This window comes from Burkholderia sp. WP42, assembly GCF_000745665.1.
Lineage (GTDB): Bacteria > Pseudomonadota > Gammaproteobacteria > Burkholderiales > Burkholderiaceae > Burkholderia > Burkholderia vietnamiensis.
Window position 1 is genome coordinate 156,055 of sequence record NZ_JQJT01000017.1, and the last position, 11,787, is coordinate 167,841.

The 11,787-nt window shown below is 68.1% G+C and carries 13 protein-coding genes; 8 read left to right on the forward strand and 5 right to left on the reverse strand.

Features of this window, described 5'->3' with window-relative positions:
• Positions 1-81 precede the first annotated feature (81 nt).
• Positions 82-1,755 carry a phospholipase C gene (locus tag EX20_RS10840; RefSeq protein ID WP_011882163.1) on the reverse strand — a complete coding sequence of 558 codons (1,674 nt, stop codon included), beginning with the start codon at positions 1,753-1,755 and terminating at the stop codon, positions 82-84.
• Positions 1,756-2,159: 404 nt separating this feature from the next.
• Between EX20_RS10840 and EX20_RS10845 the strand changes: the two genes are divergently transcribed.
• On the forward strand, positions 2,160-3,017 hold the full coding sequence (locus EX20_RS10845) for an EamA family transporter (RefSeq protein WP_034193558.1): 858 nt from the start codon (positions 2,160-2,162) through the stop codon (positions 3,015-3,017).
• Between the two features lie 30 nt (positions 3,018-3,047).
• On the opposite strand, the gene EX20_RS10850 is transcribed toward EX20_RS10845, so the two are convergent.
• Positions 3,048-3,521: an Lrp/AsnC family transcriptional regulator gene (locus tag EX20_RS10850; protein WP_011882165.1), complete on the reverse strand. Its 474-nt coding sequence runs from the start codon at positions 3,519-3,521 to the stop codon at positions 3,048-3,050.
• A gap of 316 nt (positions 3,522-3,837) precedes the next feature.
• Here EX20_RS10850 and EX20_RS10855 point away from each other — a divergent pair, with 316 nt between their 5' ends.
• The 6 genes from EX20_RS10855 to EX20_RS10880 all read left to right on the forward strand — a co-directional run bounded on the left by EX20_RS10855 (position 3,838) and on the right by EX20_RS10880 (position 8,134).
• A complete protein-coding gene (locus tag EX20_RS10855) occupies positions 3,838-5,223 on the forward strand; it encodes an amino acid permease (RefSeq protein WP_011882166.1) in 1,386 nt (461 codons plus the stop codon).
• A gap of 46 nt (positions 5,224-5,269) precedes the next feature.
• Positions 5,270-6,472 (forward strand): amino acid aminotransferase, encoded by a 1,203-nt coding sequence (locus tag EX20_RS10860; protein WP_011882167.1) that lies wholly within the window; start codon positions 5,270-5,272, stop codon positions 6,470-6,472.
• Positions 6,473-6,612: 140 nt separating this feature from the next.
• Complete coding sequence (locus tag EX20_RS10865) at positions 6,613-7,011, forward strand: DUF488 domain-containing protein (protein ID WP_011882168.1); 399 nt, start codon at positions 6,613-6,615, stop codon at positions 7,009-7,011.
• Positions 7,012-7,125: 114 nt separating this feature from the next.
• Positions 7,126-7,416, forward strand: a complete 291-nt coding sequence (locus EX20_RS10870) for a DUF1488 family protein (RefSeq protein WP_011882169.1) — start codon at positions 7,126-7,128, stop codon at positions 7,414-7,416.
• Positions 7,417-7,432: 16 nt separating this feature from the next.
• The gene (locus EX20_RS10875) at positions 7,433-7,672 is read left to right on the forward strand and encodes a hypothetical protein (RefSeq protein WP_034193524.1); all 240 of its coding nucleotides are present in this window, start codon (positions 7,433-7,435) and stop codon (positions 7,670-7,672) included.
• 108 nt (positions 7,673-7,780) lie between these two features.
• On the forward strand, positions 7,781-8,134 hold the full coding sequence (locus EX20_RS10880) for a hypothetical protein (RefSeq protein ID WP_034193525.1): 354 nt from the start codon (positions 7,781-7,783) through the stop codon (positions 8,132-8,134).
• A gap of 55 nt (positions 8,135-8,189) precedes the next feature.
• On the opposite strand, the gene EX20_RS10885 is transcribed toward EX20_RS10880, so the two are convergent.
• The 3 genes from EX20_RS10885 to lhpI all read right to left on the reverse strand — a co-directional run bounded on the left by EX20_RS10885 (position 8,190) and on the right by lhpI (position 10,527).
• The gene (locus EX20_RS10885) at positions 8,190-8,969 is read right to left on the reverse strand and encodes a helix-turn-helix domain-containing protein (RefSeq protein WP_011882172.1); all 780 of its coding nucleotides are present in this window, start codon (positions 8,967-8,969) and stop codon (positions 8,190-8,192) included.
• A 17-nt stretch (positions 8,970-8,986) separates the two neighbouring features.
• On the reverse strand, positions 8,987-9,394 hold the full coding sequence (locus tag EX20_RS10890; RefSeq protein WP_014724922.1) for a response regulator transcription factor: 408 nt from the start codon (positions 9,392-9,394) through the stop codon (positions 8,987-8,989).
• 197 nt (positions 9,395-9,591) lie between these two features.
• Positions 9,592-10,527: a bifunctional Delta(1)-pyrroline-2-carboxylate/Delta(1)-piperideine-2-carboxylate reductase gene (lhpI, locus tag EX20_RS10895; protein WP_011882174.1), complete on the reverse strand. Its 936-nt coding sequence runs from the start codon at positions 10,525-10,527 to the stop codon at positions 9,592-9,594.
• 262 nt (positions 10,528-10,789) lie between these two features.
• Here lhpI and EX20_RS10900 point away from each other — a divergent pair, with 262 nt between their 5' ends.
• Positions 10,790-11,527 carry a FadR/GntR family transcriptional regulator gene (locus EX20_RS10900; RefSeq protein ID WP_014724920.1) on the forward strand — a complete coding sequence of 246 codons (738 nt, stop codon included), beginning with the start codon at positions 10,790-10,792 and terminating at the stop codon, positions 11,525-11,527.
• Positions 11,528-11,787 lie beyond the last annotated feature (260 nt).

Below are 11,787 nucleotides of genomic sequence, written 5' to 3' on the forward strand. Positions count from 1 at the left end.
GCGCCGCACGCGGCGGCGCTTGAAATGGAAACGGCCGGCGCGCGATGCGCCGGCCGACAGAGGCCGGTCAGGCGGTACCGGTCAGTTCGCCGGCGCCGCGCTCAGCACGGTGCCCTGGGTCGGATCGAGATACAGCGGCGCCGTGTTCGGCTTCGACGAGAAGTCGAACAGCCCGCGCAGGTCGCCTGCGACCGCATCGAACGAGCCGCCGCCGATGCGCTGGCCGCCGAGCCAGTTGTCCTCGATGAAGCGCAGGACCGATGCCTGGTCGATCAGCGTGTGGTCGACGTAGTTCTGCTTCGCGTACGGCGAGATCACGACCAGCGGGATGCGCACACCGGGGCCGCAGCGGCCGTTCACGGTGCTGCCGTTCACGCCGGTGGTGCCGCCGGAGCCGCACTTGCCGTTGCCGTTGAGCTGGTCGACCGCGTCGGACGACGCATGGGTCGGCGGCGTGTACACGTGGTCGTACCAGCCGTCCGAGTCGTCATACGTGACGATCACGGCCGTGTTCTGCCAGTCCGGCTGCTGCTGCAGGAAGTTGACCACCTTCGTCACGAACGCCTGCTCGTCGAGCGGGTCCGAGTAGCCGGCGTGCGCGTCCTGTGCAGCCGGCGCCTTCAGGAAGCTGACCGACGGGAAGTTGCCTGCCTTCACGGCCGCGAAGAAGTCGTCGCTGTCGTACTGGTGGTTCGCCGGCTCCGCCGTCTTGCCGTCCGTCTGGACGCTCGAGCCGATCGCCGCGATCGAGCTCGGCCGCGTGTGCTGCGGGTTCGACGTCGACGCGTAGTACTGGAACCAGTTGTGATGCGGGATGTAGTCGGCCGTCGCCGCGTTCACCGCGGTCGCGACCGTGCTGCGCGCGCAGCCCGTCGTGCCGTTGCCGTTGGTCGTCGACAGGTTGAAGCCGCCCATGAAGCCGCCCCACGTGATCTTCGCGGCGTTCAGCAGGTCGCCGATGTTCTTGCCGCTCATCATCGCCTGGTCGGTCGTGCTCGAGCACACGTCGTAGCCGGGGTCGACGTCGTTGATCATCGTGAGGCCGCCCTGGCCGTCGTTGATGTAGTACGACGTGGCCGCGAGCGTCGACGGCTGCTTCGACGTCTTGACGATCTGCATCCCGTTGGTCTGGCCCGCGATCAGGTTCAGCGCGCCCGGCGTCGACGGGCCGTAGACCGTCGTGTACGCGTTGTCGCTCATCGAGAAGCGCTGCGCGTAGTTCCACAGTGCCGTGACGGTGTTGCCGTCGAAGTAGCCCATCACCTGGCCCTTCGTGCCGAACGCGCCGGCGCCGCCCGCCGACGCCTTGCCGGTGTATTTCGGGAACAGGTCGGCGAGGCCGTTGTCCGCGGCCAGCTGTTCGGCCGTGTACGCGTGGTTCTGGTCGGCCGTGGCGGCCTGTGTGCGATCGAGGCGGAACGGATTGGCCGCGTCGGTGCCGTTGGCGGTGTTCGTGAAGTTCGGGTTCGCGGTGAGCAGCGTGCCCGTCAGCCCGTTGATCGACGGCGTGCCGGCCTTCGCGGTGAACGCCGGCTCGCCGGCCGGGTTCGTCGCGTTCGGGTAAGTGCCGAAATAGTGGTCGAACGACACGTTTTCGCCGTAGATCACGACGACGTGCTTGATCGGCGTGGCGGTCTGCAGCGCATCCTGCGACGACACCGCGGGCGTCGACGAGGGACCGTCGCTGCCGCCGCAGGCGAACAGCGCCAGTGTGGCGCCGGCGCAGGCGGTGACGAGCAAGGCTTGACGAAACATCGGGAAACTCCAGGTAGGTTGTTCGACGAAGGAGCGCCGCTGCGTCACCGGGGCGGTTCGGCGCGGCGCTCGTGGTAGAGCCCCGGCATTGAAACAGCTTGGTATGAAGATATGGGGGCGGAGCGGTTTCGCGATCATTGCGTGCCGGTATCGATTCCATTACGCCGCGCGCCGATGCGAAAGACAGTGGAAAGGAACGGCGCGCGTTCAGGCGCGTGCGATGACGGCGGCGGCATGTGTCGGCATCGCCGAGGCCCGCCTCGTGCGCCTCCTGCGTCGCGCGGCCGGTCGCTCATTCGGCGAAGCCGGTCCGCAAGCCTTTTTTGACAAGCACGGGACGGATTCTTACGATGATCGGCCTGCGGCGACCCATTCCGCGTCGCTGCCGTCAGCGAGTGTCCAACGTGCCGATTCCCGTCCTGTTCGCCGTCCTGTGTGCCGCCTTCCTGCATGCGTCGTGGAATGCGCTGGTGCGCAGCAGCGGCGACCGGCTGCGCTCGGCCACCGTCCTGCAGATCGCGATCGGGTTGTTCGCGCTGCTGTTCCTGCCGGCCGCCGCGCCGATCGCGGCCGCGAGCTGGGCGTGCGTCGTCGCGTCCGCGGCGATTCACGTGGTCTACACGCTGCTGCTGGTGCGCGCGTACGAGCACGGCGACCTGAGCGTCGCGTATCCGGTCGCGCGCGGCACCGCGCCGCTGCTCGTCACGCTCGGAGCCGCCGCGTTCGCGGGCGAGCGCCTGAGCGCCGGCGCTCAATGCGGACTCGTCCTGATCTGCGCGGGCATCATGGCGATCGGCCTCGAGCGGCGCGCGGGCGCGGCGCACCGGATGAAGCAGGTGCTGCCGATCGCGTTCGCGACCGGCGTTTCGATCGCCGCGTACAGCGTCGTCGACGGAATCGGCGTGCGGGAAAGCGGCAGCACGATCGGCTATGCGGCGTGGACGTTCGTGCTGACCGGGGCGCTGATGGCCGCGTACTACAGGCTGCGGGCGGGGCCGCTGCGGCTCGCGCAGAATCTCGCCGACACCGCGAAGGCCGCGTGCGGCGGCGTGTTCGCGGCGCTCGCCTACGCGATCGTGATCTGGGCCATGGCGCGTGCGCCGATGGGGCCGGTGTCCGCCTTGCGCGAAACGAGCGTGGTATTCGCGGCGCTGATCGCGCGCGTGTATCTCGGCGAGCGGCTGACGCCGCGTCGCGCGGCCGGATGTGCGGTGATCGCCGGCGGCGCGCTGCTGATCAGCGCGTTCGAAGCCGTGCGCTGAGCAAGGCGGCCCGCGCTGCGCGGCAGCGCATCAGGTTTCGACCGGCATCGCGCTCGTGCATTTGATTTCATCGAGACAGACGCTCGAATGCACGCCGCTCACGCCGGGAATCCGCATCAGCGTCTCGAGCAGGAACGTCGACAGGCCTTTCAGATCGCGCGCGACCACCTTCAGCACGTAGTCGATATCGCCGGTCACCGAAAAGCATTCCTGGATCTGCGCGAGATCCGACACGAGCTTCTGGAATTTCGACAGGTCGCGGATATGCCCGCGCTCCATCGTCACGTGCACGAACGCGGTGACGCCGAAGCCGAGCGTGTCCGGGCACAGGCGGGTTTCGTAACGGCGGATCGCGCCGATCTCCTCGAGGCGCCGATGGCGCCTGAGCGTCTGCGCGGGCGACAGGCCGACCGCCTTCGCGAGATCGAGGTTCGACGCACGGCCGTTCTCCTGCAGCACCGCCAGCAAGTGGCGATCGACGCGATCGAGAACCGGTTCAGGCATTTTTGTTTCCTCATCTGTCTCCCGCGTGCAATCTTATCTCATAATGTAGGGTTTGCATGAGCGGGTTACGCAACCCGATTTCGCGGTCGCGACGCTAAACTGACGCCGGATTTTCGCGTACGGCCGCGACCATGCGGGCGATGGCGGCCCTCCGCGGCAGGTCCGGCGGGCCTGCGGACGAAGGGGCGCCGCCGCGCGAAGATCGCAGTCCCCAACCCGGCGCCTCCACGAACGGTGGCCGGCACAGTAAAACAGCGCCCGGCACACCGAGGCGCGCCGCACCGCTTCGGGCGGAGGCGGACAGAACGGAGAAGACATGGTTTCTGGAAACGAGAAGGACGGCCTGAAGCGGGGGCTGAAGAACCGGCACATCCAGCTGATCGCGCTCGGCGGCGCGCTCGGCACGGGGCTGTTCCTCGGCATCGCGCAGACGATCAAGATGGCCGGCCCGTCCGTGCTGCTCGGCTATGCGGTCGCAGGCGTCGTGGCGTTCTTCATCATGCGCCAGCTCGGCGAGATGGTCGTCGACGAGCCGGTCGCCGGTTCGTTCAGCTACTTCGCCGACAAATACGTCGGCCATTTCACCGGCTTCCTGTCCGGCTGGAACTACTGGGTGCTGTACATCCTCGTCAGCATGGCCGAGCTGTCGGCCGTCGGGATCTACGTGCAGTACTGGTGGCCGGGCGTGCCGACCTGGGTGTCGGCGCTCGTGTTCTACGTCGCGATCAACCTGCTGAATCTGGCGAGCGTGAAGTCGTACGGCGAGACGGAATTCTGGTTCTCGATCATCAAGGTCGCGGCGATCGTCGGCATGATCGGCTTCGGCGGCTGGCTGCTGGTGAGCGGCCACGCGGGGCCGGAAGCGAGCATCGCGAACCTGTGGCAGCACGGCGGCTTCTTCCCGAACGGGGTGTCGGGCCTCGTGATGTCGATGGCGGCGATCATGTTCTCGTTCGGCGGGCTGGAGCTGATCGGCATCACCGCGGCCGAGGCCGACGATCCGAAGCACAGCATTCCGCGCGCGACCAACCAGGTGATCTACCGCATCCTGATTTTCTACATCGGCGCGCTGGCTGTGCTGCTGTCGCTGTATCCGTGGGAGAAGGTCGTCACCGGCGGCAGCCCGTTCGTGCTGATCTTCCATGCGCTGAGCAGCAACCTCGTCGCCAACGTGCTGAACGTGGTCGTGCTGACGGCCGCGCTGTCGGTCTACAACAGCGGCGTGTACAGCAACAGCCGGATGCTGTTCGGGCTGGCGACGCAGGGCAACGCGCCTAAGGTGCTGTGCTCGGTGAACCGGCGCGGCATCCCGCTCGCCGCGCTCGGCGCGTCGGCGCTCGCCACCGGCGTCTGCGTGCTGGTCAACTACTTCATGCCCGGCAAGGCGTTCGAGGTGCTGATGGGGCTGGTCGTGTCGGCGCTCATCATCAACTGGGCGATGATCACGCTGATCCACCTGAAATTCCGTCAGGCCAAGCGGATCGCCGGGGAGCAGACTTCGTTCCGCAGTCTCGGCTATCCTTTCACGAATTATCTGTGCCTGGCGTTCATGGCCGGCATTCTGGTCGTGATGTACCTGACGCCCGATCTGCGCCTGTCGGTGTACCTGATCCCGGTCTGGCTCGCGGTGCTCGCGATCGGGTATCGCTTCCGCCAGAAGAATGCCCGCTATGCGCTCGGCGACGGCGCATCGGCGCGCTGACGCAGGCCCGCACCCGATCACTCCTACGAACCAGACCGACATAGCCATGTTCGAACACATCGACGCGTACCCGGGCGACCCGATCCTGACGCTCAACGAGAACTTCCAGAAGGATCCGCGCGACCAGAAGGTCAACCTGAGCATCGGCATCTATTTCGACGCCGACGGCCGGATTCCGGTAATGGCCGCCGTGCGCGAGGCCGAAACCGCGCTGCAGCGCGACGTCGGCCCGAAGCCGTATCTGCCGATGGTCGGCCTCGCCGCGTACCGCGACGCGGTGCAGGCGCTGGTGTTCGGCGCCGATCACCCGGCGCGGGCGGCCGGCCGCATCGCGACCGTGCAGACGCTCGGCGGCTCGGGCGCGCTGAAAGTCGGCGCCGATTTCCTGAAGCGCTACTTCCCGGACGCGCAGGTGTGGCTCAGCGATCCGAGCTGGGAAAACCACCGTTTCATCTTCGAGCGCGCCGGCTTCACGGTGAACACCTACCCGTACTACGACGCGGCGACGGGCGGCCTGAAGTTCGACGCGATGCTCGCGGCGATCGACGCGCTGCCGGCGCGCAGCATCGTGCTGCTGCATGCGTGCTGCCACAACCCGACCGGCGTCGATCTCGACGAAGGCCAGTGGGAGAAGCTGATCGACGTGATCGAGGCGCGCGAGCTGCTGCCGTTCGTCGACATGGCGTATCAGGGCTTCGGCGCGGGCCTCGACGCCGATGCGTTCGCGGTGCGCGAGCTGGCCCGCCGCGGCGTGCCGGCGCTCGTCGCGAATTCGTTCTCGAAGAACTTTTCGCTGTACGGCGAGCGCGTCGGCGCGCTGAGCGTCGTGTGCGAGGATGCGGACGCGGCCGAGCGCGTGCTCGGCCAGCTGGCCGGCGCGGTGCGCTCCAACTACAGCAACCCGCAGACGTATGGCGCGAAGCTCGTCGCGACCGTGCTGAACACGCCGGCGCTGCGCAAGCAGTGGGAGGAGGAGCTTGCCGCGATGTGCCGCCGGATTGCGCGGATGCGCCAGGCGATCCACGACGGCCTGCGCGACCACGTGAGCGGCGAAGCGCTGACGCGCTACGTGAAGCAGCGCGGGATGTTCACGTACACCGGGCTGACCGAGACGCAGGTCGACGCGCTGCGCGACGTGCACGGCGTCTACATTCTGCGTTCGGGCCGCATGTGCGTGGCCGGCCTGAACGATTCGAACGTCGGCATCGTCGCCGATGCGATCGGCAAGGTGCTGAAGAGCGGCGTCTGAGGGGCGTCCGAGCGGCGTCCGGGCACGCCCGATCGTCCTGACGAAACCGGCTGTCTCCCGCGCGGAGGCAGCCGGTTTTTTGTTGTGCGGCGCGGGTGCGGCAGTACGATACGGAATCGAATCCGTAGCAAAGGAGCGGCATGGCAATTCGAATCGTACGGCTCGGCACGCCGCGGGCGGCCGGCGAGGGCACACGGATCGGCACGGTGCGGCGGCCGCCGCGCGGCGTGCCGAAGGCGGAATTCGCGTCGCGCGACTACTATGACGTGTGGCTGCCGACGCTGTCGCCGAGCGCGGAGCTCGTGGCCGACGCGCAGGCCGCCGAGACCGACGCGCAGTGGCACGCATTCACGCGCCGGTTCCGCGCCGAGATGGCGCACGGCGACGCTCCCAAGGTGCTCGACCTGCTCGCCGCGTTGTCGGCGACGAGCGCATTTTCGATCGGCTGCTACTGCGAGGACGAGCGCCGCTGCCATCGCAGCGTGCTGCGCGAACTGCTCGAGGCGCGCGGCGCGACGATCGCTTCGGACGCCGACTGAGCCCATGCGGCGGCGCGATCGGGCACGGCGGCGGCGCGCGCTGCGGCCCGGTTGACGTGGGTCAATCGGACGGTGGCGCGGGCCGTTATGCTCATGGCTTGAATCGTCCCGACGATGACAGGCGCACAAATGCAGATAGCCTTTCCACCGGAACCGCCCGAGTATCGCGGGCGTGACCTGGTCGTCGCGTTTTCGGCGCGGGTCGACGGCCACGGCGTGCCGTGCGCGATCACGGCGGAAGCACTCGAAGACCATTTCGGTGCGCGCTCGCTGCTCGAGCGCGACTTGCTGGTTGCATTCGAAGCACACCGGCCGGCGATCGAGGCGATGGCGGCCCGGATGCTCGCCGAAATCGGCGGCCGGCCGGTGTTGCTGCACAGCGGCCACTTCCGGATGGCCGACTGACACTGCAGGAGGGCGCATGACACTGCAAGGCACGATTCATGAACGCGACTGGTCCGTCGAGATCGAGACGCGGCAATGCGAATCCGGCGGATTCCGCTGCCGTGTGACGGTCGAGCACGGTGCCGGGACGACGCACTTTCATCATACGTTCGAGCACAGTCATGCATATCCGACCGAGCACGAGGCGGCGATCGAAGGGCTGCGGGCCGGGATGACGTGGATCGAAATGAAGGCGGCGCAGACATTCAGCGTGTGAACCTCGCGCGCCGATCGTGTGTGGATCGATTGCCGGATTCGGCAACAGGCGGACTTGTAGGACAGGCAACGTGGTCGACCAGCGTGTGACCCGTCAGGAGGGAGCAACATGGGCGTGGGCATGCAGATCGTCTGCGTCGGATTCGCGGGTTCGGCCGCGCTCGAAGCTGAAGCGGGCGCGCAACTGGTGCGGCTCGAGCGCTTCCACGCGCGGGTCGACGAGTGTCGCCTGGCAATCGAATCTCGCGCGACGGGTGACGACGACGCGCTGTACGACGTACGGCTCGAATTGCTGATGAACGGCCGTGCGGTGGCGCCGGTGCCCGCCTGCAGCGGCGTCGACGTGAACGAAGCGATGGGGCGTGCGTTCGCCGCGGCCGAGCGGGTGTTGTCCGCGGGGCACGCGGACGATCCGCTGTCGCCCGCATTGTCGGCGGCCGAGACGGGCACCGCCGCGCACTGACGTGCGACCCGCACCGGCACGCGCTGGAGCGCGCCGGCGCCGCACGCGCGACCGGTTACACCTGCGCGAGCGCCGGCGCGTCGATGATCCGCACGCGCTTGCCGCGCGTTTCGATGAGCGCGTCGCGATGGAAGCGCGAGAACATCCGGCTGACGGTTTCGAGCTTCATCCCGAGATAGCAGCCGATTTCCTCGCGCGTCATCCGGAGGTTGAACTCCGACGCCGAGTAGCCGCGCGCCTCGAAGCGTGCAGACAGATCGAGCAGGAAATGCGCAACGCGCTGTTCCGCCGACATCGTGCCGAGCAGCAGCATCTGGCTCGATCCGCGCACGATCTCGCTGCTCAGCATCTGGTAGATGAAATGCTGCATCGACCTCAGCTCGCGGCACGCGGCCTCGAGCGCGGCGAACGGGATCACGCACACGACGCTGTCCTCGAGCGCGATCGCGTCACAGCAATGGTGTCCATGGCCGACGCCCTCCATGCCGAGCGTTTCCCCTGCGATCTGAAAACCCGTCACGTGTTCGCGGCCGTCGCGATGCATCATCACCGTCTTGAACGAGCCTGCGCGCACCGCGTACAGACTGTGGAACGGATCGTCGGTGCGAAACAGCGTGTCGCCCTGGCGCACCTGTCGCGTCGCGCAGATGATCGCGTCGAGCCGGCTGTACTCGGCGGCGGTCAGTTGCGGCGGCAGGCACATCGAGCGCATCACGCAGGCCGAACAGCGGACTGCGCAATGCTTCGCGCCGTCGTGACGCGTGGACGCGGGAAGCGGGACGTTCGGCCGGGGCGCGATGGCGGGATCGGCGGCGCAGGCGGTGGCTTGATGCATGAGTCACTCCGGCTCGGTCAGGGCTGGTGCGCGCGAGCGTGCACCAGCGATTCGATCACGTGGCACGCGGCGTCGAATTCGACGGTCTTGTCGAAGAAGTAGTCGGCTCCGGCCGTCGCGCATGCCTTTCTGAATGCGGGCGCCGAATGATTCGTCAGCACAATCGTGACGATGCGCGGCACGGCCTTCGACAGCGCGCCGATCAGATCGAGGCCGCTGCCGTCCGCGAGGCGCAGATCGACGAGCACGACGTCCGCGTGCGTGCCGCGGATGTGCGTCAGCGCATCCTGGCCGTCCTCCGCCTCGCCGACGACCACGACGCCGCGAATCGCGCCGACGAGCAACGCGATCCGTTGCCGGACGGCATTCGCGTGGTCGACAAGAAACACCCTGAGCGCGGCGGCGGGTGGCAGGCTGGCATTCATCCGGCCAGTATCGTGTTGCGCCGCCGAAAAGGAAATCGGCCGAACTGGAAGTTTTTGTAGGGGAGTTCGGCGCGTTGTAGGGCGTTTCCTACAACGCCGTCGGGGAATCGGCAGTGCGGCGGGGCGTGCAGCTGGTCGTCCAGCTGGTCGTGCGGTCGGCGGCGCGGCGCTGCCGGGAGCGTCGCGCCGCCGTCGAATCAGCCGCGCTGGCGCGCGTCCAGCGCGTCGCGCGCCGTGCGGCACGCGGCCAGATCCCACGCGGCGCAGCCCACGGTCTTGAACAGCAGCGGCCCGCTGCGCTCGAACGCGCCGCGCAGCACGTCGGCGAGCGACGCGACGCGCTGCCAGTCGACCTGCGCGACGATCAGGTCGCCGGCCTCGTGGCGCGCGCCCGCCGGATCGTCGACCACGAGCCGGCTCGCGCGCACCGTTTCGGCGTCGATTTCGGCGGCGTCCGCGGTAAATGCGCCGACCCCCACCACGAGCCGGCCTTCGCGCGCCGCTTCGCGGTAGACGGGCGTGCGGCTCGTCGTCAGCGTGACGACGACGTCGATCGCATCGGGAATCGCGTCGCCGTCGAGCGGCGCGAGCTGCGGCGCCTGCGCGCGATGCGCGGCGCAGAACGCCGCGGCGCTGCCCGCGCGCGAACCGCGCACGTGCAGACGCGCAGCGGGGAAGATCGCCGCGAGCGCCTCGGCGTGATTGGCCGCCTGCTTGCCGGTGCCGATCAGCAGGATGTCGCGCGGTGCCGCGCCGTGCAGCGCCTGGATCCCGAGCGCGGTGACGGCTGCCGTACGGCGGCCGGTGACGGTCGGGCCGTCGAGCACGAAGCGCAGCGCGCCGGTCGTCGCGTCGTACGCGCTCACCTGGCCGAGGATCGTCGGCAGCCCGCGCGCGGCGTTGCCCGGGCATACGTTCACGAGCTTGTGGCTTGCCAGATCGCGCGCGCTGGACGGCATCGACAGCATCACGCCGCCTGCCTGCAGCGGCACGACCAGGCGTTCGGGGCTGACGATTTCGCCCGCCGCGTAGTCGGCGACGGTCTGCGCGAGCGTGGCGAGCAGCGCCGGGTAGTCGAGCAGGGCGGCCGTTTCGGTGGCGTCGAACGAGGGGATCGGGCTGGCAGCGGTCATGGTGTGGGTCGGTATGGTGGTGAAGTCGGTGGGTGCATGCTGCGCGTGCTGCAGTCGGCGGCCCGTGCCGCGAGCGGCAATCGCCATTGTGGATCAAATCTATACCAATTTGGTGGCATCCGGCAAGCTGGAAGGTCGGCATTTCGCTGAATTTGGTTCTAATATCCGTCCAGATGGGTCGTTGCACCTGTCGGCGCCGATGCCGCTCCGGTATAGTGCGAACCCGTTCCAGACCACGCCCGGCCCAGGGCAGGAGCCGCAGATGATGTCCGCACGTCCCGAATCGCCCGAAGCCGGTTTCCGGCCGTTGCAGATCTACGAACAGGTCGCGGAGAAGATCCGCGACGAGATTCGCGCGGGGCGTTACGCGGCCGATTCGCGGCTGCCGTCGGAGCGCGAGCTCGCGGCGCTGTTCCAGGTCGGCCGCCCGGCCGTGCGCGAAGCGCTCGGCGCATTGCAGAACGAAGGGCTGGTCGTCACGAAGCGCAATTCGGGCACCTACGTGGTGGCGGCGCCGCTCGACGTGCTCGCGCAGCGCGGCGATGCGCGCGACGCGGCCGATGCCGACTTCAGCCCGACGTCGACGCTCGACGTGCGGCTGATCCTCGAGCCGGCGATCGCGCGTCTCGCGGCGGCCCAGGGCCGCGCCGATCCCGTCGCCGAAGGCTATCTCGCGCAAATGGAAACCATCGCGGACATCGACGACCCGCACCAGCGCGCGCTGTGGAACGACAGCGACCGGCTGTTCCACCGGCAACTCGCGTTGATGACCGGCGACCCGTTGATCGTGAAGATCGCCGACGAAGTCGCGAAGACGATGGATCAGCCGTTGTGGAAGCGTCTGAAGGACGACGGCATCTACGATGCCGGCCGGATCCGGCTGTACGTGTCGGAACATCGGCTGATCTACGAGGCGATCGTGTCGGGCGACGCCGATGCGGCTGCGTTCTACGTCGAGCAGCACATTCGCCGCGTGCGACGCGACATCGCGCCGAAGTAGGGTGGCGGTGGCGGTTTGGTTCTGAGCGCGACCAAAGGCGACGCACATCGGGCGAGGCTGGTCGGAGGTTGACCGGGTTTATGGTGGATTGGCTCGATACATAACCAATCGCCGGGCCACCTTATCGGCGGCCCGGCGTTTGGCCCATCCGAGCCACGGCCGTCGCGCGCGGCATCCACGCAGCAATTCGCCGTGACGGCGCCGCCGATCGGCGCGGCACGCGCGCTGAATGCGCCGAAAGGGCCGAACGCTCTAAACCA

Excerpts from the sequence above, each read along its gene's own strand:
- EX20_RS10840 (WP_011882163.1), bottom strand. The coding sequence starts at position 1,755 with ATGTTTCGTCAAGCCTTGCTCGTCACCGCCTGCGCCGGCGCCACACTG.
- EX20_RS10850 (WP_011882165.1), bottom strand. The coding sequence starts at position 3,521 with ATGCCTGAACCGGTTCTCGATCGCGTCGATCGCCACTTGCTGGCGGTG.
- EX20_RS10855 (WP_011882166.1), top strand. The coding sequence starts at position 3,838 with ATGGTTTCTGGAAACGAGAAGGACGGCCTGAAGCGGGGGCTGAAGAAC.
- EX20_RS10860 (WP_011882167.1), top strand. The coding sequence starts at position 5,270 with ATGTTCGAACACATCGACGCGTACCCGGGCGACCCGATCCTGACGCTC.
- EX20_RS10865 (WP_011882168.1), top strand. The coding sequence starts at position 6,613 with ATGGCAATTCGAATCGTACGGCTCGGCACGCCGCGGGCGGCCGGCGAG.
- EX20_RS10870 (WP_011882169.1), top strand. The coding sequence starts at position 7,126 with ATGACAGGCGCACAAATGCAGATAGCCTTTCCACCGGAACCGCCCGAG.
- EX20_RS10875 (WP_034193524.1), top strand. The coding sequence starts at position 7,433 with ATGACACTGCAAGGCACGATTCATGAACGCGACTGGTCCGTCGAGATC.
- EX20_RS10880 (WP_034193525.1), top strand. The coding sequence starts at position 7,781 with ATGGGCGTGGGCATGCAGATCGTCTGCGTCGGATTCGCGGGTTCGGCC.
- EX20_RS10885 (WP_011882172.1), bottom strand. The coding sequence starts at position 8,969 with ATGCATCAAGCCACCGCCTGCGCCGCCGATCCCGCCATCGCGCCCCGG.
- EX20_RS10890 (WP_014724922.1), bottom strand. The coding sequence starts at position 9,394 with ATGAATGCCAGCCTGCCACCCGCCGCCGCGCTCAGGGTGTTTCTTGTC.
- lhpI (WP_011882174.1), bottom strand. The coding sequence starts at position 10,527 with ATGACCGCTGCCAGCCCGATCCCCTCGTTCGACGCCACCGAAACGGCC.
- EX20_RS10900 (WP_014724920.1), top strand. The coding sequence starts at position 10,790 with ATGATGTCCGCACGTCCCGAATCGCCCGAAGCCGGTTTCCGGCCGTTG.